Origin of the sequence: Halobaculum sp. D14 (assembly GCF_051195135.1) — an archaeon.
Lineage (GTDB): Archaea > Halobacteriota > Halobacteria > Halobacteriales > Haloferacaceae > JBNTKA01.
The window spans coordinates 18,809-42,443 of the sequence record NZ_JBNTKA010000005.1 but is presented as its reverse complement, the minus strand read 5'-3'; the positions used below and the strand labels follow the sequence as shown (position 1 = coordinate 42,443).

The 23,635-nt window shown below is 70.3% G+C and carries 27 protein-coding genes; 15 read left to right on the top strand and 12 right to left on the bottom strand.

All coding sequences use genetic code 11. The features are described 5' to 3' along the window. Positions 1 to 13: 13 nt before the first annotated feature. Positions 14 to 856 (top strand): deoxyribonuclease IV, encoded by an 843-nt coding sequence (locus tag ACQUST_RS14110; RefSeq protein ID WP_435130077.1) that lies wholly within the window; start codon positions 14 to 16, stop codon positions 854 to 856. 117 nt (positions 857 to 973) lie between these two features. Beyond that, the gene (locus ACQUST_RS14105) at positions 974 to 2,617 is read left to right on the top strand and encodes a SufS family cysteine desulfurase (RefSeq protein WP_435129915.1); all 1,644 of its coding nucleotides are present in this window, start codon (positions 974 to 976) and stop codon (positions 2,615 to 2,617) included. Positions 2,618 to 2,668: 51 nt separating this feature from the next. On the opposite strand, the gene ACQUST_RS14100 is transcribed toward ACQUST_RS14105, so the two are convergent. Together ACQUST_RS14100 and ACQUST_RS14095 are read right to left on the bottom strand one after the other, a co-directional pair. Next, positions 2,669 to 3,382 (bottom strand): molybdenum cofactor guanylyltransferase, encoded by a 714-nt coding sequence (locus ACQUST_RS14100; RefSeq protein ID WP_435129912.1) that lies wholly within the window; start codon positions 3,380 to 3,382, stop codon positions 2,669 to 2,671. A gap of 156 nt (positions 3,383 to 3,538) precedes the next feature. Continuing rightward, a complete protein-coding gene (locus ACQUST_RS14095; protein WP_435129909.1) occupies positions 3,539 to 4,690 on the bottom strand; it encodes a methionine synthase in 1,152 nt (383 codons plus the stop codon). Between the two features lie 240 nt (positions 4,691 to 4,930). Between ACQUST_RS14095 and ACQUST_RS14090 the strand changes: the two genes are divergently transcribed. The 4 genes from ACQUST_RS14090 to ACQUST_RS14075 are packed head-to-tail and all read left to right on the top strand — an operon-like array spanning position 4,931 to position 8,185. Next, positions 4,931 to 6,163 (top strand): ABC transporter substrate-binding protein, encoded by a 1,233-nt coding sequence (locus tag ACQUST_RS14090; RefSeq protein ID WP_435129906.1) that lies wholly within the window; start codon positions 4,931 to 4,933, stop codon positions 6,161 to 6,163. A gap of 35 nt (positions 6,164 to 6,198) precedes the next feature. Then, positions 6,199 to 7,200 (top strand): DUF7551 domain-containing protein, encoded by a 1,002-nt coding sequence (locus ACQUST_RS14085; protein ID WP_435129903.1) that lies wholly within the window; start codon positions 6,199 to 6,201, stop codon positions 7,198 to 7,200. Next, positions 7,197 to 8,009: a DUF7260 family protein gene (locus tag ACQUST_RS14080; protein WP_435129900.1), complete on the top strand. Its 813-nt coding sequence runs from the start codon at positions 7,197 to 7,199 to the stop codon at positions 8,007 to 8,009. The genes ACQUST_RS14085 and ACQUST_RS14080 overlap by 4 nt, the downstream gene beginning before the upstream one ends. Continuing rightward, positions 8,006 to 8,185 carry a hypothetical protein gene (locus ACQUST_RS14075; protein ID WP_435129897.1) on the top strand — a complete coding sequence of 60 codons (180 nt, stop codon included), beginning with the start codon at positions 8,006 to 8,008 and terminating at the stop codon, positions 8,183 to 8,185. The genes ACQUST_RS14080 and ACQUST_RS14075 overlap by 4 nt, the downstream gene beginning before the upstream one ends. Positions 8,186 to 8,208: 23 nt before the next feature. Here the strand turns inward: ACQUST_RS14075 and ACQUST_RS14070 are convergent, their stop codons facing one another. The 5 genes from ACQUST_RS14070 to ACQUST_RS14050 form a co-directional block, all read right to left on the bottom strand. Next, entirely contained in the window at positions 8,209 to 9,279 is a 1,071-nt protein-coding gene (locus ACQUST_RS14070) for a sensor histidine kinase (protein WP_435129894.1), read from the bottom strand. A gap of 113 nt (positions 9,280 to 9,392) precedes the next feature. After that, the gene (nirK, locus tag ACQUST_RS14065; protein WP_435129891.1) at positions 9,393 to 10,493 is read right to left on the bottom strand and encodes a copper-containing nitrite reductase; all 1,101 of its coding nucleotides are present in this window, start codon (positions 10,491 to 10,493) and stop codon (positions 9,393 to 9,395) included. Between the two features lie 143 nt (positions 10,494 to 10,636). Then, entirely contained in the window at positions 10,637 to 10,915 is a 279-nt protein-coding gene (locus tag ACQUST_RS14060; protein ID WP_435129888.1) for a DUF7521 family protein, read from the bottom strand. Then, a complete protein-coding gene (locus ACQUST_RS14055) occupies positions 10,912 to 11,286 on the bottom strand; it encodes a helix-turn-helix domain-containing protein (protein ID WP_435130074.1) in 375 nt (124 codons plus the stop codon). The genes ACQUST_RS14060 and ACQUST_RS14055 overlap by 4 nt, the downstream gene beginning before the upstream one ends. A gap of 149 nt (positions 11,287 to 11,435) precedes the next feature. After that, positions 11,436 to 12,092 (bottom strand): helix-turn-helix domain-containing protein, encoded by a 657-nt coding sequence (locus ACQUST_RS14050; protein ID WP_435129886.1) that lies wholly within the window; start codon positions 12,090 to 12,092, stop codon positions 11,436 to 11,438. Between the two features lie 138 nt (positions 12,093 to 12,230). Between ACQUST_RS14050 and ACQUST_RS14045 the strand changes: the two genes are divergently transcribed. Then, positions 12,231 to 12,545, top strand: coding sequence for a DUF2249 domain-containing protein (locus ACQUST_RS14045; RefSeq protein WP_435129883.1), 315 nt, complete (start codon positions 12,231 to 12,233; stop codon positions 12,543 to 12,545). 53 nt (positions 12,546 to 12,598) lie between these two features. After that, positions 12,599 to 12,832, top strand: coding sequence for a DUF2249 domain-containing protein (locus ACQUST_RS14040; protein ID WP_435129881.1), 234 nt, complete (start codon positions 12,599 to 12,601; stop codon positions 12,830 to 12,832). Between the two features lie 136 nt (positions 12,833 to 12,968). On the opposite strand, the gene ACQUST_RS14035 is transcribed toward ACQUST_RS14040, so the two are convergent. Continuing rightward, positions 12,969 to 13,232: a DUF2249 domain-containing protein gene (locus ACQUST_RS14035; RefSeq protein ID WP_435129878.1), complete on the bottom strand. Its 264-nt coding sequence runs from the start codon at positions 13,230 to 13,232 to the stop codon at positions 12,969 to 12,971. Between the two features lie 252 nt (positions 13,233 to 13,484). Between ACQUST_RS14035 and ACQUST_RS14030 the strand changes: the two genes are divergently transcribed. Next, positions 13,485 to 14,651: a TIGR04053 family radical SAM/SPASM domain-containing protein gene (locus ACQUST_RS14030; protein WP_435129875.1), complete on the top strand. Its 1,167-nt coding sequence runs from the start codon at positions 13,485 to 13,487 to the stop codon at positions 14,649 to 14,651. A 158-nt stretch (positions 14,652 to 14,809) separates the two neighbouring features. After that, positions 14,810 to 15,352, top strand: a complete 543-nt coding sequence (locus ACQUST_RS14025) for a halocyanin domain-containing protein (protein WP_435129872.1) — start codon at positions 14,810 to 14,812, stop codon at positions 15,350 to 15,352. 103 nt (positions 15,353 to 15,455) lie between these two features. Here ACQUST_RS14025 and ACQUST_RS14020 read toward each other — a convergent pair whose 3' ends face one another. Then, positions 15,456 to 16,664, bottom strand: a complete 1,209-nt coding sequence (locus ACQUST_RS14020; RefSeq protein WP_435129869.1) for a TIGR04347 family pseudo-SAM/SPASM protein — start codon at positions 16,662 to 16,664, stop codon at positions 15,456 to 15,458. Then, complete coding sequence (locus ACQUST_RS14015; RefSeq protein WP_435129866.1) at positions 16,661 to 16,960, bottom strand: Htur_1727 family rSAM-partnered candidate RiPP; 300 nt, start codon at positions 16,958 to 16,960, stop codon at positions 16,661 to 16,663. The genes ACQUST_RS14020 and ACQUST_RS14015 overlap by 4 nt, the downstream gene beginning before the upstream one ends. Before the next feature lie 88 nt (positions 16,961 to 17,048). Here ACQUST_RS14015 and ACQUST_RS14010 point away from each other — a divergent pair, with 88 nt between their 5' ends. The 4 genes from ACQUST_RS14010 to ACQUST_RS13995 all read left to right on the top strand — a co-directional run bounded on the left by ACQUST_RS14010 (position 17,049) and on the right by ACQUST_RS13995 (position 19,830). Then, on the top strand, positions 17,049 to 17,354 hold the full coding sequence (locus ACQUST_RS14010) for a hypothetical protein (RefSeq protein WP_435129863.1): 306 nt from the start codon (positions 17,049 to 17,051) through the stop codon (positions 17,352 to 17,354). 88 nt (positions 17,355 to 17,442) lie between these two features. Further along, positions 17,443 to 18,807 carry a hypothetical protein gene (locus ACQUST_RS14005; RefSeq protein WP_435129860.1) on the top strand — a complete coding sequence of 455 codons (1,365 nt, stop codon included), beginning with the start codon at positions 17,443 to 17,445 and terminating at the stop codon, positions 18,805 to 18,807. Between the two features lie 207 nt (positions 18,808 to 19,014). Further along, complete coding sequence (locus tag ACQUST_RS14000; RefSeq protein ID WP_435129857.1) at positions 19,015 to 19,326, top strand: cupin domain-containing protein; 312 nt, start codon at positions 19,015 to 19,017, stop codon at positions 19,324 to 19,326. Between the two features lie 78 nt (positions 19,327 to 19,404). Further along, on the top strand, positions 19,405 to 19,830 hold the full coding sequence (locus ACQUST_RS13995) for a metal-dependent transcriptional regulator (protein ID WP_435129854.1): 426 nt from the start codon (positions 19,405 to 19,407) through the stop codon (positions 19,828 to 19,830). Between the two features lie 145 nt (positions 19,831 to 19,975). On the opposite strand, the gene ACQUST_RS13990 is transcribed toward ACQUST_RS13995, so the two are convergent. Continuing rightward, positions 19,976 to 20,560: a hypothetical protein gene (locus ACQUST_RS13990; RefSeq protein WP_435129851.1), complete on the bottom strand. Its 585-nt coding sequence runs from the start codon at positions 20,558 to 20,560 to the stop codon at positions 19,976 to 19,978. 167 nt (positions 20,561 to 20,727) lie between these two features. After that, the gene (locus ACQUST_RS13985; RefSeq protein ID WP_435129848.1) at positions 20,728 to 21,045 is read right to left on the bottom strand and encodes a CGCGG family putative rSAM-modified RiPP protein; all 318 of its coding nucleotides are present in this window, start codon (positions 21,043 to 21,045) and stop codon (positions 20,728 to 20,730) included. A 219-nt stretch (positions 21,046 to 21,264) separates the two neighbouring features. Between ACQUST_RS13985 and ACQUST_RS13980 the strand changes: the two genes are divergently transcribed. Then, the gene (locus ACQUST_RS13980) at positions 21,265 to 23,580 is read left to right on the top strand and encodes a nitric-oxide reductase large subunit (protein WP_435129845.1); all 2,316 of its coding nucleotides are present in this window, start codon (positions 21,265 to 21,267) and stop codon (positions 23,578 to 23,580) included. Positions 23,581 to 23,635 lie beyond the last annotated feature (55 nt).

Below are 23,635 nucleotides of genomic sequence, written 5' to 3'. Positions count from 1 at the left end.
GCCACGTCACACCCTGTTCAGGGTCGGCGCGCACGTCTCGATGTCCGACGGCTTCGCCGCCGCCGTCGAACGCGAAGCGGAACTCGGCGGGAACTGCGGCCAGCTGTTCGTCGGGTCGCCGCGCGGCTGGGCGGTCAGCGACGTCGACGACGCCGACGCGGAGGCGTTCCGTGACGCCGCGGACGAACGCGACGTCGGCCCGTGGGCCGTCCACGGCACCTACCTCGTCAACCTCGCGACGCCGGACGACGACCTCGCCGCGAAGTCGCTCGACTGCCTCCAGTCGGAACTCGACGCGGCGGCGACGCTCGGCGTCCCGTACTACGTGTTCCACCCCGGCGCCCACACCGGCGCCGGCGAGGCCGCCGGCGTCGAGAACGTCGGCGACCGGCTCTCCGAACTCGACGTCCCGGACGGCGTGACGGTGCTCCTCGAAAACACGGCCGGGAAGGGGACGACCGTCGGCAAGCGCCTCGGCGCGCTCGACGACGTGGTCGACGCCGCCGAATTCGGCTACGGCGACCTCGGCGTCTGTCTCGACACCTGCCACCTGTACGCCGCCGGCTACGACTTCACCGACGCGGCGTCGATGGCGGACCTGGTCGACGAAATCGACGCGACCGTCGGCCGGGACAACGTCGAGTTCCTCCACCTCAACGACTCGAAACACCCGCTCGGCTCCGAGAAGGACGAACACGAACACGTCGGTGACGGCGAAATCGGCGCCGAGGGCTTCCGCCGGTTCATCAACCACGACGCGCTCCGCGACAAACCGATGGTGGTCGAGACGCCCGCGAACGACAAGGGCGACGCCTGGAACGTCGACCGGGTCAGAGCGCTACGAACCGAAGACTGAGTCGCCGCCCGCGGCCGCCGCAGTCGGGGAGCGGCGGCCGCGGGAGACGGCCGGGACTCGTTCTCACGGCTGAGCGGTCGGGGAACTGTTAAGCCCGTCGGAGGGCTTGCAGGCTGTATGTCCCCGGACGTCTCCGCTGTCCGCGACGATTTCCCGATTCTCGACCAGGACGTCAACGGGCATCCGCTGACGTACCTCGACAACGCCGCGACGACGCAGACGCCGCGGCAGGTGTACGACGTCTTCGAGGAGTACTACGCCGGCTACAACGCCAACGTCCACCGCGGCATCCACGAGCTGAGCCACCGGGCGTCCGTCGCGTACGAGGCCGCCCACGACCGGCTCGCCGCGTTCGTCGGCGCCTCCGGCGGCCGCGAGGAGATGGTGTTCACGCGGAACACCACCGAGAGCATCAACCTCGTCGCACACGGCCTCGCGCTCCCGGAGTTCGGCCCCGACGACGTCATCGTCACGACGGAGATGGAGCACCACGCGTCGCTCGTCACGTGGCAGCAGGTCGCCGAGCGGACCGGCGCGGAACTCCGGTTCGTCCGCGTCACCGACACCGGCCACCTCGACGTCGAGCACGCGAAGTCGCTCGTCGACGGCGACACAGAACTGGTGGCGGTGCCGCACGTCTCGAACGTCCTCGGCACCGTCAACCCCGTCGAGACGTTCGCGGAGCTCGCCCACGACGCCGGCGCCGTGCTGCTGGTCGACGGCGCGCAGTCGGCGCCGACGCGGCCGGTCGACGTCGAAGCGATGGGCGCCGACTTCTTCACGTTCTCCGGCCACAAGATGGCGGGGCCGACCGGCATCGGCGGGCTGTACGGCCGCCGCGACCTGCTGGCCGAGATGGGGCCGTTCCTGTACGGCGGCGAGATGATTCAGCACGTCACGTTCGACCGGTCGACGTGGAACGGGCTGCCGTGGAAGTTCGAGGCCGGGACGCCGCCGATTGCGGAGGCCATCGCGCTCGCCGCCGCCGTCGACTACCTCGACGACCTCGGCATGGACTGGGTCCGCGAACACGAAGACCGGCTCGCGCAGTACGCGCTCGACCGGCTCTCCGAGCGCGACGACGTCGTGACCTACGGCCCGCCGGCGGGCGAGGAACGCACCGGGCTGGTGTCGTTTAACGTCGACGGCGTCCACGGCCACGACGTCTCGTCGCTGCTCGACGACCGCGGCATCGCCGTCCGCGCCGGCGACCACTGCACCCAGCCGCTGCACGACCGGCTCGACATCCCCGGCTCCGTCCGCGCGTCGTTTTACGTCTACAACACGACGGACGAGATCGACCGGCTGCTCGACGCGCTCGTCGACGCACCGGCGAAAGTCGACGACGCGCTCGCCTCGGACCGGTACCACGACCTGGTCGACGAACACCACCACGAGCCGCGGAACAGCGGCGGGCTCGCCGAGCCGACGCTCGTGAAGTCATCCGAGGAGACGTCCTGCGGCGACGAAGGCGAGTTCCACGTCGAAATCGGCGACGACGGCACCATCGAGGCGCTCGCCTTCGAGAGCCAGAGTTGCGCGGTGAGCCGCGCGGTCGCGAGCCTCATCACGGAGTACCTGGAGGGCAGAACCGTCGCCGACGCAGCCGACATGGAGGGCGAAGTCGTCCGGATGCTGGAAGGCCAGTTCCCGGACCTCCGGCGCGAGTGCGTCGTCGGCCCCGAGGACGTCATCCGGGAGGCGGCCCGCGAGTACCTCGACGCCGACGCCGACGGCACCACCCCGACCCGGTCGGCGTAACCGCCGCGGACCTAACCCGCGTCCCGGCGTCCCCCGGTTTTCGGACGACGTTCAGCGTTCCCCGTCGTCGTCGCTGTCGTCGCCGCCGCTGTGCTGGCAGCCGCTGCTGTCGAGGCCGTCGAGGTCTGCGGCCGTGTTGACGTTCGCGAGCGCGGCGTCGAGCGAGACGCCGTCGGGGGCGTCCGCGGGCGTCACGACCGCGGCGGCGAGCGAGTCGAGGAGGGCGCGCGGCCCGGCAGTCCGCGGGACTTCTTCGAGCGCCCGAACCAGGCTGTCTCGCCGGTAGCAGGCGAACAGCGGCTGCGCCACGCCGTCGGCGTCGACCGGAACGACGGCGTCCGCGTCGGCGTTCGCGGCCGCGTGTGTGTCTGCGGCTGCGTCCGCGTCTGCGCCCGGCTCTCCGCCTTCGCACCGGTCGACGAGCCACCGAACTGTTCGGGCGTCGACCCGCGGCATGTCGCAGGCGGCGACGACGAGCCACGTCGCGTCGGCCTCGCGGGCCGCCCCCGCGACGCCGGCGAGCGGCCCGACGAACGCGGCGTGGTCGGAGACGAAACCGGCGTCCGGGAGCGCGGCCCGGTACGCCGGCCCGGGGTCGTCGCCGGCGGCGACGAGCGGCGTGCTGCCGGTGGCGTCACCGACCGCGTCGGCGACGCGCCGAATCATCGCCGCCCCGTCGACCTCGGCGAGCGCCTTGTCCGCCGCTCCGAACCTGGTGCTGTCCCCGCCGGCGAGCACGACGCCGCGGACGGCCGGTCCACGCATCGAATCGGGGTAGTCCGCGCCGGTGGATAAGTCCTCGCCGCGGACGAGCCGGGTGCTCGCGCACCAGTCGGGACGTGGACTGACCGGTCGCTGCGTCGACCGAGCGGTCGGAGCGTCGTGCTCGTCGTCCAGAGAGAAAGCGGCGGGGTGGCCGCGTCAGAACAGCCGGTCGCTGGCGAGTTCGGCGCCGTCGACGAGCGATTCCAGTTTCGCCCACGCGATTTCGGGGTCGACCATCGCCAGCCCGGCCTGCGTGTCGAAGCCGCAGTCCGGGGCGGCGACGACGCGGGTCGGGTCGCCGATGGCGTCGGCGACGCGCTCCAGTCTGTCCGCGACCGTCTCCGGGTGCTCGATGACGTTCGTCTTCACGTCGACGACGCCGGGAAGCAGGTCCCAGCCGTCCGGCAGCGGGTGTTCGGCGAACGCCCGGTACTCGTGTTGGTGGCGCGGATTCGCCTGCTCGATGCTGATGCCGCCGACGTCGAGGTCGTACAGCTCCGGGAGCACGTCGACCAGTTCGACGTCGCGGTGGTGGGGCCCCTCGTAGCTCCCCCAGCAGGTGTGCAGCCGGAGCTGGTCGGCCGGGATGTCGCTGACGGCCTCGTTCAGGGCGTCGACGTGGAGCCGAATGATGCCCTTCAGGGTGTCGAGCGACTTGTCCTGCGGGCCGCGGTGGCCGGACGCGAGCAGCTCCGGCGCGTCGAGTTGGAGCGTCGCCCCGGTGTCGGCGACGAGTTCGTACTCCTCGCGGAGCGCGTCGGCGAGCGCGAACACGAACTCGCGGTGAGAGTCGTAGTGCTCGTTCGTCAGCGACGTCGCCGCGATGCCGGGGGAGGCGGCCGTGATGAACGTGTCCTCGTAGTCGACGCCGGTCTCGTCGAGCAGGTCGAAGAACGTCTCCACCTCCTGTTCGGCGTCATCGCGGCCGACGTACTCCACCTCGTCGACGACGGCGGGCTGGCTCCGCAGGTCGATGGCGTCGGTCTTGAACTCGGTTTCGGCGTACTCCGGGTAGTCCCGCAGGTCGTCCCACAGCGGCGCCTCGCGGCTGCCGCCGATGCCCGACAGCCGGTTCGCGACGTACCAGTTGAACGAGACCCGCGGCTGCTCCCCGTTGTTGATGACGTCGAGGCCGACGTCCGCCTGCCGTTCGATGACGGCCTCGGTGGCGTCGACGACCGCCCGCTCCCACTCGTCCGGGTCGACGTCCTCGCCAGCGTCCCGCCGTTTCAGGAGTTCGCGAAGCTCGGGTGGCCGCGGCAGACTTCCGATGTGCGTCGTCAGTAATCCGTCGGTGTCGTGTGCCATGTGTCGCTCGTACCTGAAGCGACCCCGGCGCCGCTAATATGACTTTTGGTTGTATATCTTCGATATTCTATGTCCATTAGTAATTACACGCCGGTTCGAGCGAACACTGCTCTCGGCCGGCGTTCCGGCCGAACTTCAACCGGACGTGTTCGCCCTCGTGCGGTGCTCCGTGACGACTCCACGATTTCGGCGAACCTAAAAACCGAAACGGCTTTGTGTGTTTAGGCAAGCCTAATCCGCATGGCACGAGACGACGCACGACACGACTCGCCGACGCGTCGCGAGTACGTCAAGTACGGCGGCGCCGTCGTCGCCGGCGGCCTCCTCGCCGGCTGTACGGACAGCGCCGACGCCGGTTCGTCGCCGACGGAATCCGCGACGGCGACGAACGCCGATACCGCGACCGAATCGCCGACGCCGCAGTCCGACTCCGACGGCTCTTACACCGTCTCGATGGCGCCGATGGGCGAGGTGGAGTTCGAATCGGTCCCGAAGACCGTGTTCACGCGACTGACGCATCTCGCCGGGATGGCGTTCGCGCTCGGCCGCGGCAACGACGTGAACGCGATGCACGCCCCAGACTACTACGACGCGCTGTGGAACCAGTTCACGCCGCGGCTCGACGGCGTCACGCTCGACTGGTCCGGGCTGTACTCGTCGTGGCGGCCGAGCAAGGAGAAGCTGTACGAGCTCGACAGCGACGTCCACCTCGCGGACCCGGCGAGCGTGTTCGCGCTCGACGGCTGGAGTCAGGCCGACATCGCGGAGATACGCGAGAACGTCTCGCCGTGGTTCGGCAACCACTTCAGCCACCGGCACACCGCGCCGCCCGACGAGTACGCCGACCGGTACGAGTACTACACGCTCTGGGAGCTGTTCGAGAAGGTCGCGCAGGTGTTCCGCGAGCGGGACCGGTACGACGCGCTCGCCGCGATTCACGACGACCTGCTCGCCACCATCGAGGCGGAGCTGCCGGCCGAAGCGGACCGTCCGACCGTCGTTATGGGCGGATTCAGCACTCCGACGGAGCCGTACGTCTACAACGTCGACGCCCCCGGTTTCCTCACCGCGCACGTCCGGCCGTTCGGGCTCCGGGACGCCTTCGGCGACGACGTCTCCTCCGGCGACCAGGTCGACATGGAGGCGCTGCTCGAAGCCGACCCCGACGTCATCCTCTCGCTCGGCGGCATGCACCCCGGAACCGACATGGCAGCCATCAGAGAGGCGCTCGAAGACGACCCGGTCGGCCAGCAGCTCTCGGCCGTCCAGAACGACCGCGTGTACGCCCAGGGCGCCCGCTACCAGGGGCCGATTCTGAACCTGTTCCAACTGGAGATGACCGCGAAACAGGTGTTCCCGTCCCAGTTCGGCGAGTGGCCGACCTACGAGTCCGGCCCGTACCCGGAAATCCCGGCGGAGGAGCAGTTGTTCGACCGACAGCGGGTCGCCGACGTCATCACCGGCGACTGGTAGCGCACCGATACACGAGCCGAAGCAACGACACATCCATGATCGGAACGACGCTCGGGGACATCCGCGCGCACATCGAGATGCTGGCGACGCCGTCCGGCGAGTACTACCTGGTCTGCGGCCGGTTCGGCGACCGGCCCGTCCCGGCCGACGGCCTCCGGTTCGACAGCCGCGGAACGGCGCGGGCGGCCGCGCAGGCGACCGAGCAGTACCGCGCGACGCTCCGCCGCTACGACCCGCACCTGCCGTACTACGACGTCATCGTCTGTCAGGACCCCGACGACGAGTCCGTCGTGCAGTCCGCGACGAACGCCGCTCGGGACTCGGCGTGGCGCGACCGCTACCGGACCGATTCAGCCCGGGGCGCCGAGTCGACGCGGGTCGGCGGGACCCGCTCGGGCGACCCGGACGCAGATCTGTACCCGAACGCTTCCCGGGAGTCGGGCGCCGACCGGTCGTCGTTCGTCGACTTCTGTCACACCATCGCGGCCGCCGTGTTCGAGACGGTCGCCGAGTCGGACCACGACGGCGTCGAGGACGCGGTGATGGACGCGTACCTCGACCGCGCCGAGTCGGCCGAGAACCCCGACGAACTCTGCCTCGAACTGCTGGACAGCCTGACCGGCGAACTCGCCGGCCGGCTGGACGCGGCGGCGCAGGCGGCGGTGCTCCGGGACGCCGCCGCGCGCCTCCCGCCGCCGACCGAGACCGACAGCCCGCTCGGGGACGCGCTCGAACGGCTCTGCGGCGTCGCGCTCGCAGCCGAATACACCGTCGACCCGTCGGGGACCGAGGAGCAGGACGCCGACTCGTGGACCGTGACGCTGTCGGGGTACGAACTCGGCCGGTCGACCCGCAGGCTCGCGACGCTGCCGCTCGCGGTCGAACTGCTCCGCCGACGGCCGGAGGCGACGCCGTCGATTTCGGACGCCCGGTGTCTCGACCCCGGCGCCGCCGCGCCGACGTGGAATTTCAGGCTCGCGCTCGGCGACGACGCGCCGGCGGGGCTGGTCAGCGCGCCGGAGGTGTCCGCGGAGTGAGCGTCGAGACGCACGTCCAGCAGGCGCTTGACCGCGTTCGGCGCGAACAGGACCACGTCGCCGACAAGACCGAGGCGTACGAGTCGTTCGAGCGCACGGTCCGCGAGACGCCGTGCCGCTCGCCGACCGGCGGCCCCCGGCCGGGCAACGCTTCGGCCACCGACGGATTCACCGCGGCGACGGCGACGGCTGCAGGCGGACCGGGCCGAGCCGAGGACCGGTGCGAGGCGGTGCGCGAGGCGTTCGCCGAAACCGTCCGTCCGTGCAGCACCGCCGACGTCGACGACCCGGAGCCGCTGGTGGAGACGATGCGGTCCGAACTCGGCGCGGAGCTCGCGGCGACGCTCGCGCCGCACACCGCCGGCCAGTTCACCGCGGAAACGAAGCGGGCGGTTCGGGCGGCGAGCGCCGACCGGCGAGCCGAACTCTCGGTGATGGACGCGGCGCTGGCGGCGGAAACCGACGCGCTCCGCGACGCCGAAACCGTCGTCGCCGACGTCGCGGACTGGCTCGTCGACGCCGAGGAGACGCCGCTGTCTGCGCTCGGATTCGACGCGCTCCGCGACCGCCACGAGCGGCTCGCGGCCCACCGAAATCGGTGTGAGGGGGCGCTCTGCGACCGCCAGTCGTTCCTCGCCGCGGCGACGAACCGCGGCGCCGGCACCGGCATCAGCCACCGGGCGCTCGCGTCGTACCTCTACGCCGACCTCCCCGTGGAGTTCCCGGTTCTGGCGACGTGCACGCGGCTGCTCGACGTCTGTCTGGACGCACAGCGTGCCGTCCGTGCGCACCTCGTCCGCCGCGTATGAACCCGGACGGACGCCGCAGCCGGCGCGGCCGGCTCTGGGCAGCCGTGTACGCGGCGCTCGTCGGCACGGCGGACGACGCGGCGCCGCACGGAGACGGCGACGATACGAGCCTCGACAGCGACGACGCGAGCCCCGACAGCAACGATGCCGGGCCGGACTCGTCGTCGCACCGATGAGCGGCGTCGCGCACTGCGGTGGCTCAGCGGCGGCCGTCGAGCGTGAACTCGACGGTCGCGCCGTCGGGCGTCTCCGGGAGTCGGAGCGTGCCGCCGTACGACTCGGTAATCCAGCGCGCGAGCCACAGCCCCAGCCCGTTTCCGTGCTCCAGGGGGCTCTCGGCTCGGTTCTCGTGGACGAGTTCGCGCTGAAGCTCCGGGAACCCGGGGCCTCGGTCGGTGACCGTGACCGTCACCTCGTCCGTCGACGCCGCGGTCTCGATTTCGACGGTCACGTCGCCGCCGCCGTGTTCGACGCCGTTTTCGAGCACCTCCTGGAACGCCGTCTCCAGCCGGTCGCCGGCGAGCACGGTGACCGAGTCGTCGCCGACGACCGACACGTCGGCGTCCGGATGCGCGGCTTCGACCGCCGAGACAGCGGGGCCGAGAACCGAGTCGAGGCCGACGGCCTCCCGGACGACGGACGCCGACTCGGTCAGCCGCGTGATGCTTTTCACCTGGTCGTTCACGTCGCTGAGCTCCGCCCCCATCTCCTGGAGCGACTCGCCGATGTCGGCGCTGGTCTCGTCGGCGGCGTTCGCCGTGAGCTGGTCACCCCACGCGAGGAGCATCTGCGCGGCGTGCTTGAGGTTGTGGCGGACGAACCGGTTGACGACCGCCGTCTGCTTGTGCTGGGCTGCGAGCTCCTCGGCGCGAATCCGGCGGACGTCGTTGACGCCGATGAGGACGTGCGCCGCCGAGCTCACGCCGACGACGATGGCCGTGCTGAACAGCGGCGCCGCGACGACGCCGCCGGTCACCTGCTGGTAGAGCCAGATGGCGACGAGCACCGCGACCGTCGCGACGACGCCGAGGAGGTTCCAGCCGGCGACGCGAAGGACGTACCGGGTCTGAATCGTGCTCCGGTACAGCGCGTAGCCGCCGGCGAGAAAGCCGACGGCGAGCAGCGAGCCGAACGCCGCGAGCACGCCCCCGGCGACGCCGCCGCCGGCGGGGCCGGCCGTCAGGTGCTGCAGCACGATTCCGCCCAGCGCGACGCCCGTCAGCGAGACGCTGGCGCTCGCTGCGATCCGTCGGATGTCCCGGCTTCGCATTTCGTTCGGGTACGCCGGTCGAACGGTAATCGCTTACTGTCGGGCGCGCCCGGGACGCCGCGGTTCAGCGCCGCCGAAAAAATGCGGGACGGTGCGGGTGGATTCGGTTCGGTTTAGCCGTCGCCGTACAGCGGGCCTTCGTCGGCGCCGTCGACTTCGGGGTCGAAGACGTCGGTGTTCTTCTCGCCGGTGACGTCGATTTCGGCGAGCATCCCCTTCCGGGCGACCCGCGAGAGCGCGTGGTCGACGAGTTTGATGCGTTCCGGCACCGGGAACTCCATGGTGCCGACCATGGCGCTGCCCGGCGGCACCACCTGAGTCTGGACGTTACCGTGCGGCTCCATGCTCAGCGACCCGTTCGGGTAGCACTCCGACCAGACGTTGCCGATGGGGTGGAAGTTCGACTGGAGGTTCGGGCCGCCGGTCACCATGAACACCCGCGCAGTCTCACCGACGCTGGCTTCGAGCGGCCCGCGGTTCGCCGCCGCCCACGCGTACTTCTCGCCGTTGAGCAGGACGTACGTCGGGTCTTCGCGCTTCATCGCGGCGAAGTCGAAGCCGTGGTGGCCCTTCTTCCCGGTGGGCTTGTCGGTGTACAGTTCGTGCTGGCCGACGTAGAACTCCCGGTCGACGGACGGGAGCCCCTCCTTCGGCTCGACCAGAATCATCCCGAACATGCCGGCGGACACGTGGTAGTCCAGGTTCGGGACGGCGCAGTGGTAGATGTACGCGCCGGGGTACGTCGCCGTGAACCGCTCGGCGTTCTCCTCGCCGGGCGCCGCGGTGGTCGCGACGCTGCCGCCGCCGGTGCCGTAGACGGCGTGCATGTCGACGTTGTGCGGCATGTCGTTCTCCGGCGGGTTCTCCAGGGTGAACGACACGGTGTCGCCCTCCCGGACCCGAATCATCGGCCCCGGGATCTGCCCGTCGAAGGTCATGTAGTCGAAGGTCACGCCGGGTTCGACCTCCGCGGTGACCTCTTTCACTTCGAGCGTGACGTCGTGGTGTTTCGGCTCGGTCCAGTCGACCGGGTCGGGGACGTCGGTCGGGTCGGCGGCGACCTGGTCGGTCGTCGCCGCCGTCGTCGTGGTCGTCGCGGCCTGGTCCGTCGTCGACTCCGTCGCGGGGGATGCTGCGGTGTTACAGCCGGCCAGTGACGCTGCACCACCGAGTCCGAGCCACTGCAGGACGCGTCGCCGCGAGTTCGTTAACATTGGCGGTCACCTCACAGGCGGACGTTGCGGGGACTCCACCTTCAACCGGGGAGCGGATTCTCACCGGCTCGCGACGCCGCCGAAGATATTCCGCCCCGGGTTTAAGTAGGGGTTCGAGGGGTTCGCAGCGTCGCCGTCGGCCGTCAGTCGACGTACAGCGAGTAGAGGATGATGCCGAAGCCGACGGTGGTGAACAGGCTCTCGACGACGAGCGCGAGCTGCGGGTCGAGCGGGAGGAGCTGGTCGACGACGCCGGCGAGCAGCGCGCCGAGCGTGACGGCGCCGAAGCCGAACGCCAGCGCGCGGAGCGCGGACGACCCGGTCCGCCGAGACGCCTTGAACGCGTAGAACGTGATGGAGCCGCCGAGTATCAGCGTCAGCGTCTTCAGGACGGCGACCACGGAGGTGAGCTCGGGCGTCATGTCTCCTTCCGCACCTCCGACCAGAGCTCCGACAGCCGCTCTTCGGGGGTCCTGTCCCGGCGTTCGACGCCGAGTTCGATGGCGTTGTCCTCGCCGAGCGACACCCGTACCTCCTCGAAGTCGACGACGAACCGCTTGGTGTGCCGGCCGTCGGCGCGGACGTCCAGCCGCTCTTCGACCAGCCCGGCCTCAGACAGCAGGTCGAGTTTCCGGTACAGCGTCGACTTCGGGATGCCCGACGCCTCGGCGAGCTCCGCGACCGTCATCGGCTCGTCGAGCCGCTCGATGACGGCGCGGCAGTCCGGGTCGTCGAGCGCGTCGAGGACGTCCTGCAGCGACGGCTCCTCGGGCGCGAACGGGTCACGCCCCATCGGTGCTGAGTACGCAGCGGCGTGGTTCGGCGGTTCGAGGCGTGCTGACGGCGGGTCGGTCGTCGTGGGCGGGTAGGTCCATGGTCTGCGTGTACGGGCGGTCATCTGCCGCCGCCGCTCGCCGCGGCTGGCGGCGGTGGACGGCGCGGTCATGCGGGCTGCGTCTCGACCGAGGTCTCGTCGAGGTCCTCGATGAACTGCTTGACGACGCGCTCCTCGGCGCGGTGCAGCGTCTCGCTGCACGTCGACTTCGCGAGGTCGAGCGTCTCCGCGAGCTCCGTCAGCGAGCAGCCGCGCGGCGTGTCGTAGTAGCCGTTCTCGACGGCGGCGGTGAGCAGCCGGAGCTGCCGGTCGGTGAGCAGCTGTTCCGGCTCGATGTGCTGGTGGACCTCGTTGACGGTGAACGGGATGCCGAACTGGTCCAGCTGCGTGGCGAGTTCGGAGAGCCGGTGTTGGGGCGCCGTGATCTCCCACTCGGCCTGCCCGTCACGGATCGTGAACGGCATCGACAGCGGCACCCCGGAGTCTTGCACCGGGAGCAGCAGCAGCGGCATCGTCGTCTCGAACTGCAGCAGCACCGTGTCCTCGTACTGCTGGAGGATTTCGAGTTCGGTCACCGTCTCGTCCGACTGGATGTCGGCGACGATGTCGCGGAGGTCGGCGGCCGTAATCTCCGCCAGCCCGACGCCGGCGTCGTCGCCGGTCAGCGCGGCCAGGATTCGGATGGCCGCGTCGGGGTACGACCGCGACACGTCGCCGACCCAGACGCCCTCCGGAATCGTGATGGTCAGATTGGCCTGTGGCATCGGTGTTCGTGCGAACGTATTCGGCCCGCACACCAATCATTGTTCCCGAACATGTTCGGACAGCACCGCCGCTGGCGGGCCGGGCGGGCGAACACCATCGGCACAACGAGTATGGCCGCTTCCCCCGAGCGTACGGATATGCACGGCGACAGCGCCGAACCCGGACGACAGGCCGAATCGGAGCAGCACACCGGTGAGGGAGCGACCACGCCGCCGGAGACGGAATCGGCGAGCGACTCGGAGCGACGCGAACTCGACGCGCGGGAGATAGACGGCGAGCCGTTCGGCCCGATTATGGCCGCGCTCGACGACCTCCCGGCCGACGGGACGCTCGTGCTGTACAACAGTTTCGAGCCCGAGCCGCTGTACGGCGTCGTCGAGCGCCGCGGCTTCACCTACGAGACGACCCGGTGCGGCCCCGAGGAATGGAAAGTCACGATTACGCACGCGTGAACTAACATGTTCGGAGCAACGTACTGGGACGGGTAGGCGCTACGTGACAGTGCATGCCGGAAACGACACTCGACGTCCGCGAGATTCCGCCGTCCGACCGTCACCCGAGAATCCACGACGCGTTCGCCGACCTCGAAAGCGGTGAGTCGCTGGTGCTCATCAACGACCACGAGCCGAAGCCGCTGTTCTACGAGATGCAGGCCGAAGTCGAATCGTTCGACGCCGAGGGCTACACGGTCGAGCAGCGAAGTCCGAACGAGTTCGTCGCGACGTTCCCGAAACAGTAGTTCGTCGCGGCGCTCCCGAAACAGTAGTTCGTCGCGGCGCTCCCGAAACAGTAGTTCGTCGCGGCGCTCCGAAACAGTCGCCCGTCCCAGCACCCCAAAACACTTCGTCGGACTGTTCTGCGGCGGTCGTCCGGCGCTATCCGCGCCAGATAACCGTCACCACGGCGTCGGCCGCTTCGACGGTGTCGTACTCGAAGCCGCGGTCGGAGAGCCGCGGGTACAGGTGCTGGGGCGCCCGGTCGTTCAGCTGGACGAGCGCCGCGTCTTCGTCCAGTTCGGCGCACCGTTCGAGCGTCCGCTGCAGCGGCTGCGGCGGCGGTAGCTCCCGGACGTCCAGCGTCTCCCGGGTCTGACCCGGCGGTGCGTCGCTCGCGTCGACCGCTTCCGAGACGTCGACCATACCGAGGCGTCGGTGGCCGCCGACCCAGACGGTTCCGCCGAAGATGTTCGCCCGCCCGGGTTGTTCGCGCCGCGCTCGTCGCCGAGCGCGACTCGCCCTCAGCCGGCGACGCACGCCGCGAACACGTTCGGCAGGCGGCTTTCCGTGCCACCGACCGAATTCCACGCCGATGACAACCACCGCTGCCCACCACTCGGTCCGTGAAGCCGCCGGCCCGAACGGCGAGAACGACGCGCGGTCCGACCGGGACCGATGAAGCCCGGAGCGATAGACGCCGACCGGCGGCCGTTCGTCCTCATCTGGGAGGTCACGCAGGCCTGCGGGCTCGCCTGCAAGCACTGCCGGGCGGACGCGCAGCCGCGCCGACACCCCGACGAACTGACCACCGCCGAGGGGAAACGGCTGCTCGACGACGCGTCCGAGTTCGGCGACGGCCAGCTCGTCGTCCTGTCGGGCGGCGACCCGCTCGCCCGCGACGACACCGTCGACCTGGTCGAGTACGGCACCGACGCCGGCCTCCGGATGACGCTGACGCCGAGCGGCACCGCGTCGCTGACCCCGGACCGGATCCGGGCGCTCGCCGACGCCGGGCTCCGGCGGATGGCGCTCAGCATCGACGGCGGCTCCGCAGCCGCACACGACGAGTTCCGGCAGGAACGCGGGAGCTTCGAACAGACGATGCGGGCCGCGCGCGCGACGCGGGACGCCGGCCTGCCGCTCCAGGTCAACACGACGGTGTGCGCCGAGACGGTCGACGAACTGCCGGCGATACGGGACCTGGTCGCCGACCTCGGCGCAGTCCTGTGGTCCGTCTTCTTCCTCGTCCCGGTCGGCCGCGGCCGGGTCCTCGACCCGGTGTCCCCCGAGCGCGCCGAGCGCGTCATGGAGTGGCTGTGCGACGTCGCCGACGACGCCCCGTTCGGCGTCAAGACGACGGAGGCACCGCACTACCGACGCGTCGCGCTCTCCGGCGGCGCCCACGCAGACGGCGACGACCGCGCCGCCGGCACCGCAGACGACGCGGACGGCGACGCCGGGCCGACCGGGGGGCCGTCGCCGGACGGCATCGGGCGCAGACTCGGAATCACCGCCGGCAACGGCTTCGCGTTCGTGAGCCACGTCGGCGACGTCTACCCGTCCGGGTTCCTCCCGGAGGCCGCCGGAAACGTCCGCGACGACGGCGTCGTCGACGTCTACCGGGACGCAGCCCTGTTCGAATCGCTGCGCGACCCCGACGCGCTCGGCGGGAAGTGCGGCGCCTGCGAGTACCGCCACGTCTGCGGCGGCAGCCGGTCCCGGGCGTACGCGTACACGGGCGACCCGCTCGCGGCGGACCCGCTCTGTGCGTACGTCCCGGACGGCTACGCCGGCCCGCTCCCCGACCAGTCGTTCGGCGCCGACGCGCCCTCCGCGGACTGACCAACACCGTACCCGTCCGCTACCCGTCGTGCGACGTCGCCGACGCGGTCACGGTGGGTCCGCTCCGGGGCGTTCGCGGTCGTTCTCAGTTTCCGAATCAGTCCCCGAACACCTTCGGGGGAACCGCCGTGGCGTTCGGCCGGCTACGTCCGACTGAGATGGCACCAGACGAGCAGGCAGTCGGTCGCCGTACCGTGCTGAAAGCCACCGGGGCGTCTCTGCTGGGCGCGGCGCTCGCCGGCTGCACCAGCGGCGGCAGCGCCGGGTCGTCCGCCGCCGGGCAGTCCGGCGGGTCGTCCACGTCGACCCCGACGCAGTCCCCCGAACCGACCGATTCGTCGAGCGGCGGCGGAACGAAGGGGTTCGGCGGGTGGTTCGACAACGTCGGGAACTACGACGGCGTCGTCGACGAGACCGGCTCGGACTCCGTGACCGTGACGGTCGGCGCGGAGGGGAACGGCGGCGCGTACGCGTTCGCGCCGGCCGCGGTCGCGGTCTCGCCGGGCACCACCGTCGTCTGGAAGTGGACCGGGAAGGGGAGCATGCACAACGTCGTCGACGTCGACGGCGGATTCGAGAGCGACCTGCTGAACGAGCAGGGCGCGACGTTCGAACACACCTTCGACGCGACGGGGACGTACAAGTACTACTGCGAGCCGCACAAGGCGATGGGGATGAAAGGCGCCGTCGTCGTGAAGTAGCCGTCCCGGAATCGGGGTCTTTTTTTCAGGTCGGGCGTCGCGCGTCGACGAGTCCGCGGTCAGTCTGCGTTCGGTCCGCGGTCAGTCCGCGTTCGGTCCGCGGTCAGTCCGCGTTCGGCGTCGACGCCGCGGGGCCGCTGATTTCGTCCTCGGTGAGGTAGCACTGCGGGTCGGGCGCGAACAGGTCGTCGTGCGTGGCGAGCGCGCGGAGCCGGGAGGCGCCGCGGCAGATGGACTGGTACTGACAGCGGCCGCAGCGACCGGTCAGGTGGTCGGTGCGCTCGCGCAGCCGCGCCAGCAGCGGGTTCGACTCGTCCTCCCAGATGGCGCCGAACGGCCGGTCGCGGACGTTGCCGAGGCTGTACCCCTGCCAGAACTGGGTGAGGTGGACGTTCCCCTGGTAGTCCACGTCGGCGACGCGCTCGCCGGTCGGGTCGCCGCCGTTCCGGCGGAGGTAGTCGGCGACGCGCTCGGCGGCGTCCGCGCCCATGTTGCGGCGGGCGTACTCGACGAGGTACGCCGCGTCCGCGTAGTTGCCGACGAGCAGCGTCTCGATCTCCTCGCCGTCGTCGTGGTACGCCCGGGTCAGGTCGCAGAGCCGCTTCACGGCGTCGCGCTTCGCCGCGGGCGACAGGTCGGCGTCGACGATGTCGGCGCCGCGGCCGCCGTAGTCGAGGTGGTAAAAGCAGAACCGGTTGACGCCCTCCTCGGCGAGCAGGTCGACGACGCCGCGGAGGTCCGCCGCGTTCCGCTCCGTGATGGTGTACCGCAGCCCCGTCTTGAGGCCGACGTCGAGGCAGGCGCGGATGCCGCGGACGGCGGCGTCGAACGCGCCGTCCTGCCCGCGGAACTCGTCGTTTCGCTCCGGCAGGCCGTCAACGGAGACGCCGGCGTACTTGAGGCCGGCGTCCCGGAGTTCCCGCGCCTTTTCGCGGGTGATGAGCGTCCCGTTCGTCGACAGCACCGGCCGGATGCCGCTGTCGGCGGCGTACCGCACCAGCTCAGTGAGGTCGTCGCGGACCAGCGGTTCGCCGCCGGAGAACAGCACCACCGGGACGCCGTACGCCGCGAGGTCGTCGAGCAGCCGTTTGCCTTCGGCGGTGCTGAGTTCGCCCGGCGCGGTGCCGGTGTCGGCGGCCGCGTAGCAGTGCGAACAGTAGAGGTTGCACTGCTTCGTGAGGTTCCAGACCACGACCGGGCGGCGCTGCTTCCGCTCCGCTATCTGCGGCTTCGACGACTCGTCGGCGGCGTCGTACCGCAGGCCGTCCCCCTCGGCGCCGACGCCGCACAGCAGTTTACTGACCGAAATCATGCGTCGTAGCTGCGGTCTTCCTCGCCGGTCGCGACGGCCGCCGGTTCGGCGTCGTCGTCGAGCGCGTGCGTCGAGTACCGCGAGACGGCGTCGGCGGGACACAGCCAGACGTCGGCCGCGTACCACGCGAACAGCTTCGTCGCCCGCTCGTAGGCGACGTCGTCGGACGGCGCGGAGATGCTGCCGACGTGGCGGACCGGCTCCGACTCTTCGTCCCGGACGAACACTTCCCACTCCCGTTCGACGGCGTCGCGCGGCTGGTCGCCGACGCGGAACCGCTCCGGTTTCTCGACCATACCGGAACTGCGGCGCCCGAGCGAAACACGGTTTCCCCGATGATGTTCGGCGCCGCGTTGGTGCCGGTCGCGCCGCGACGACGAACGGATGCCGACCCGAGAAACCGAACTCCGACGCCTGACCGAGACGGTGTGTGAACACCCGGCGGTCGCGGACGCGTGGCTCGCCAAGAGCTTCACCGACCGGCTGTTCGTCGTCGACCTCGCGGACGGGGAGCGACTTCCCGACGACGTCCGGGAGACGCTCGCCGCAAACGGCCTCCGCGGCTGCAACGAGGTGTACGGAACCGCCTCGTCGGACCCGTCCAGCGTTGGCGCTGTCGGCGGCGGTACCCGGCACCGATTCGTCGACGTCCGGAGCCGCGACGAACACGGAACCGTCGGCGCGGAGTGACCGCTCCGCGCGCCGCGGCCGGCCGGCCCCCGGCCGCCCGAACGTGTTCGGGAGTACCGGCAGGTCGCTGGCCGCCGTCGGTCCCGGTATGAGCGTCGTTCCGGGAGAGGTCGACACGGCTCGACAGCCGCCGATGACGGTACCGCTCCGGCACTTCGTCGTCGGAACAGGGTTCCTGCTCGCGGGCGTCGTCGCCGGCGCGGTGGCGGCCGTCGGCGGAACATCCGGGCTGGGGACGCTCGCGCACGTCCACCTCCTGCTCGCCGGCTGGGTCTGTCTCACGATCATGGGCGCGATGACGCAGTTCGTCCCCGTCTGGTCCGGGGCCGCGCTCCACTCCGAGCGCCTCGCGACAGCCCAGCTCTGGCTCGTCTCCGGCGGCCTGGCCGGGTTCGCGACCAGCCTGTTCACGGCGACCCTGGCGTCGGCGCCCGTGTTCGCCGCCGCCATGCTGGTCGGCTTCTGGACGTTCGTCTACAACGTCGGGCGCACGCTCCTCCCGCAGGCCCCCTACGACGTCACCGAACGACACTTCGGCGTCGCGCTCGGCTTCTTCCTCCTCGTCACGCTCCTGGGGTTCCTGCTCGCCGTCGACTTCGTCCGCCCGGCGTTCGCGGGCCTCCCGGTCACCCGCGCCGACGTCGTCTCCGCGCACGTCACCCTCGCCGTGTTCGGCGCCGTCACGACGACGGTTCTCGGCGCGCTCTACCAGCTCGCGACGATGTTCACGCAGACCTCGCTCCACGGCGTCGACGTCCCGCTCCGCCGCGTCGAGGAGGCCGGCTACCCCGCCGGCGTCGCACTCCTCGCAGTCGGCCGGCTGGTCGACTCGGTGCTGCTCGCACGGGTCGGCGCGGTGCTGCTCGTCGCCGCCCTCGCGGCGTTCACCGTGATTCTCGCCCGGCGCCTGCTCGAAACGCAGGTCGACTGGACGCCGATGCTCTCGCGGTACGCCGTCGCGACCGCCGGGTTCGCCGCCTGGGCCGCGCTCGCGCTCCCGGCCTGGGTCGCGGACCCGCTCGCCCCGGCGGCGCTGTTCGGCGCGCCCGGAACCGTCCACCTGTTCGTCGTCGGCGCCGTCGGCTTCGTCGTCCTCGGGACGCTCTACCACGTCGTCCCGTTCATCGTCTGGGTGCACCGGTACAGCGACCTGCTCGGCTACGAGGCCGTCCCGATGATCGACGACCTCTACAGCGACCGGGTCGCCGCCGCGGACCTCGGCTGTTTCGTCGCCGGAACCGCGCTGCTCGTCGCGGCCGACCTGCTCGGCCTCCCGGCGGCCGTCGCGGCCGCCGGCGGCGTCCTCGTCCTGGCCGGGTCGGCGCTGTTCGTCGCGAACCTCCTCTCGGTCATCCGGACGCACAGCCCCGCTTCGGTCGCCGGCATCCTGCTCGGCAGGTCGGTCGACTCGTCCGAGACGCGGCCGGACGAGTCCGCGGAGCCGTCGGACTGAGTTCGGCGCGTCGACGCCGAACGCGACCCGAACCAGTTCGGCCGAACGCTCACGTCCGCGCCGACGAATCCTGAAACCGGAATCGCGCGCCGACCGAAGACGAGCCGTTTCCAACAGCCCGTCCAACTCCCGATAGCCCGTCCGACTCCCGATAGCCCGTCCGACTACGGATACACTCGTTTCCACAGACGAAGCTCAACGACACCGATGCCTGAATTCACGACGCTCGACGACCTGGAGAAGACGCCCCACGCCGAGGTGTTCGACGACCGACGGCCCCGAACCGTCCGGCTGGCGCTCGACGCGGGCGACCGCGTCCCGCCGCACACCCACCCGGGGACCGACATCGTCCTGCACCTCCTCTCGGGCCGCCTCGAACTGACGCTCGACGACGAGACGCATCACGTCGAGCCGGGAGCGCTCGCCCGATTCAGCGGCGACCGAGAGATTTCGCCGCACGCGCTCGAACCGAGCACCGCGGTCATCGTGTTCGCACCGGCGGAGTCCGGCGACGAGTAACCGCGCAGGGCGCGCCGCCGACCCGAAGCGGTTCGGGACGAACTACTCCCGGCTGGCGCACCGAGACGTGGACGACCGATGGCAGAAGCTCAATCACCGTTCGAGGGGTTCTGCGCGGCCACCCACCCGGACCACTGCGTCGACCGGCACCCTGGTCGGTACCTCGTCGCCGTCTACCGGCTCGGCGTCGGCGCCGACCACGGCGTCACGACCGGCGACGTCAGCGACGCGCTCGGCGTCCAGCCCGCCAGCGTCACCGAGATGCTGAACCGGCTCGACTCCGAAGGGCTCCTCGCCTACGAGAAGTACCGCGGCGCCAGGCTCACGGGCCACGGCGAGACCCTGGCTCGCGAACTCGCCTGGCGGCAGTGGTCTGTCCGCGTCTTCTTCGCCGAACGCCTCGACCTCACGCTCGACGACCGCACCGCCTACCGCATCGGCTACACGCTCCCGAAACAGGGCCTCGACCGCCTCACCGACCTCGCGGGAGCGGACGGCGACTGAGGCGGGCTGACCGGCGAGTGACTCGGGCTAAGCCGCGACTGGCGCGGAACGGCCGCCCGACCCGTCCCGTTGTCACAGTTCTCGCTGACTTCGCGCGTGGCCGAAATTCAACGCACCGGCAGTCGGCAGTTCGTCGGCGGTTCGTCTAGAACGGCGCGTCCGAGGTTCTGCCGGCCGCTCCGTAGCCCTGTCCGGTCCCGAGCGGTCCGGCGGCGTCGTCGTCCCCGTCGGTTTCGAGCGTCCCGGTTTCGAGGTACTGCGACTCCAGCTCCTCCAGCCGGTCGTTGATGGCGTCGCTCCGGTGGTGCATGGCGTCGGCGCGGACGCGGACGAGGTCGTAGTCGTGGCGGTCGGACAGCCCGTTCCACGCCCGGAACGAGCCGATGGTGAGCGTGTGCGTCTGCGGGCAGAACGGCGTCGTCGGCGTGAACTCGGCGCGGAGCACCGAGTCGTCGTCGGCCGATTCGGCGTACCGGTAGCCGGCGCTGCGGTGGCGAGTGTCGAGGTTCAGGCGCGCGAGGTTGTAGTTGAACGTCATGTCGTAGACGGTCCGCTCTTCGAACACCTCGCGGGTCAGTTCGTGAAACCGGACGTGGTCGTCGCCGGTGAGGACGTCGTGGCCGTCGAGGAACTCGCCGGGCGCCGGGATGTGTTCCGGGACGAACTCGTCGGCGTCGTCGAACAGCGCCTCGTCGTCGGAGCCGCCGAAGGGTGACGGGAATCCTGCCATACCGCGTCGTACGGCCGAATCCTCCCTCCGTCTGTCCCCGGACATGTTCGGTGGCTCGCCGACGCGCCGCTCGCCGGTGCGTTCGAAACGGAGAACCGCGCCGTCTGCGTCGGGAACCGCCCGCTCTGAATCAGGGGACCGGGACGTCAGAATCGAGGGGCGGCGCGCTACTCGACGGACACCCGCGTCACGTGGCCGCCGCAGCCGCACTGCTGGACGTACTCCCACTCCAGGTCGGCGTCGACGTCGGCGTCTGCGAGCGCCTCGAAGAGGTACTCCGACGGGTGGCCGTGCGCGCCGTGGGTCACGAGGTTGACGTGGTTTCCGGGCTCGGTGTGCTCGACCGCGTCGATGGCCTGTTCGACCAGCAGGTCCGCGTCCGCCTCGTGCCACGGCTGTTCGAGGTTCGCCGACCAGGACGTCTCGTGGACGTGGTCGGTGACCGGTTCGACGTCGCCGTGTCCGTGCTCGTGTGCGCTGCTCATCTTCGTCTGAAGGGAAGGTCCACACGGAGATAGCCGCACGGCCGAACATATTCGGGCGTCGTGGGCCGGAGCCGGCGCGAGTCGTCGCGGCGGCGACGTCGCTGAACGACGGTTTACTCGTCGTGTCCAAGTCGGCGTCGCCGAAGATGTTCGCCGGGGTTCCTGCGTGCCGGGAACGGCCGGGGGTACTCTTTTTCCTCCGGAGAGAGGTGCGCAGATATGCGAGTCACGAGACGGACGCTCGCGAAGGCGCTCGCCGTCGTCTTCGTGTTCAACCTCGTCGCGATGGGTGCTGGCGCCTACTTCGCCTACCAGCAGTCGCCCGAGCGACCCGACCAGTTCGTCGGGCCGAACGGCGACGTCGTCCTGACGGACGACCGGATTCAGCAGGGGAAGGTCGTGTTCCAGCAGAACAGCATGATGAACCACGGGACCATCCTCGGGAACGGCGCGTACTTCGGCGCGGACTACACCGCCGACGCGCTCGAACGAGTGAAGACGAACATGCGAACGTACGTCGCCCGCGAGCGGTACGGCGCGTCGTACTCGTCGCTCGACGAACCCGAGCAGGCCGCCGTCGACTCCATCGTCCGCCGCCAGCTCTCCGAGAGCGACTACGGCGACCGGATCACGCTGACGGCGGCGGAGGCGTACGCCTTCGAGCAGGTCCGAGAGTCGTACGTCGAGCGGTACTACGAGGGGTCGCGGGCGCACGGCGTGCCGGCGAAGTTCATCGAGTCGCCCGAGGACGCTCGGCGGTTCGCCGACTTCGCGCTGTGGACCGCGTGGTTCTCCGCGACCGACCGGCCGAACGCCGAACACTCGTACACCAACGAGTGGCCGTACAACCCCGGCGCCGGTAACACGCCGCCGACCAGCGCGATGACGTGGAGCGTCGTCGCCATGATCATCCTCGTCGCCGGCGGCGGCATCGGCATCTGGCTGTACCAGTCCATCGAACTCCCCGAACCGGAGTCCGAAGGCGTCGACGTCCCGGCGCCCGAGGACATCGACCTGTTCCCGAGCCAGTTCGCCGCCGCCCGGTTCGTCCCGGTCGCAGCGGCGCTGTTCGTGGTGCAGGTGCTGCTCGGCGGGCTGATGGCGCACTACTACATCGAACGCGGCGGCTTCTACGGCCTCGCCGAGGCGCTCGGCGTCGAGGCGCTGCAGGCCATGCCGTTCGCCATCACGAAAGCGTGGCACATCGACCTCGCGATCCTGTGGATCGCGACGCTGTGGCTCGGCGTCGGCCTGTTCTTGCCGCCGCTTCTCACCGGCACCGAACCGGACAACCAGAAGCGGTACGTGAACGTGCTGCTCGGCGCGCTGTTCGTCGTCGTGGTCGGCGGACTCGGCGGCATCTGGCTCGGCACGCAGGGGTACTTCGACGGCGGCCTCTGGTGGTTCCTCGGCAGCGAGGGGCTGGAGTACCTGGAGGTCGGCCGCGTCTGGCAGGTCGGTCTGCTCGTCGGGTTCGTCCTCTGGACCGCGCTCGTCGCCCGCGGCTTCAAGCCGATGCTCGACCGGGAGGAGCCGTACGGCCTCGCGCACATGATCATCTACGCCGGCGGCTCCATCGGCCTGCTGTTCACCGCGAGCATGCTGTACACGCCGAAGACGACCATCGCCGTCACGGAGTTCTGGCGCTGGTGGGTCGTCCACATGTGGGTCGAAGGCGCCTTCGAGTTCTTCATCGTCGCCGTCATCGGCCTGACGCTCGTCTCGATGAACCTGCTGTCGCGGCGCAGCGCCGAGAAAGCCGTGATTCTGGAGGCGCTGCTCGTCATGGGCTCCGGCGTCATCGGCGTCAGCCACCACTACTGGTGGGTCGGCCTCCCGGACTACTGGGTGCCCATCGGCAGCGTCTTCTCGACGCTCGAGTTCATCCCGCTCGTCTTCATCCTCTTCGAGGCGGTCAACGAGTACCGCGCGTACGCCACCGCCGACGAGGACTTCGCGTACTCGCTGCCGTTCATGTTCATCATCGCCTCCGGCGTCTGGAACTTCGTCGGCGCCGGCGTCCTCGGCTTCTTCATCAACCTCCCGCTCGTCAACTACTACGAACACGGCACGTTCCTGACGGTCGCGCACGCCCACGCCGCGATGTTCGGCGCGTTCGGCTTCCTCGCGCTCGGCATGGCCGTCTACGTCCTCCGGTTCACGACGAAGCCCGGGAAGTGGGACCCGACGAACCTGAAGCGGGCGTTCTGGCTGTTCAACGTCGGCCTCGCGTGGATGGTGCTCGTCGGCGACATCCCGGTCGGCTTCCTCCAGCTCGAAGCCGCGTTCACGAAGGGGTACGACTTCGCCCGGTCGCTCGGCTTCTACAGCCAGCCGCTCGTCCAGACGCTGTTCTGGGCGCGGCTCCCCGGCGACGTCCTGCTCATCCTCGGCGCCGTCGTGTTCTGCTACGACGTCGTGAAAAAGCGGTTCGTGCGCCGGGAAGCCGCCACCGACGTCGCCGACGGCACCATCATCTCCCGCCGCATCTTCGGCGCCGACGAGGACGCCGGCGTCGACATCGGCGACGACTGACCCAGTCGCGCCAGCTTCGATTCTCGCGGCCCGCTCATCCCCTGTTTCCTCCCGT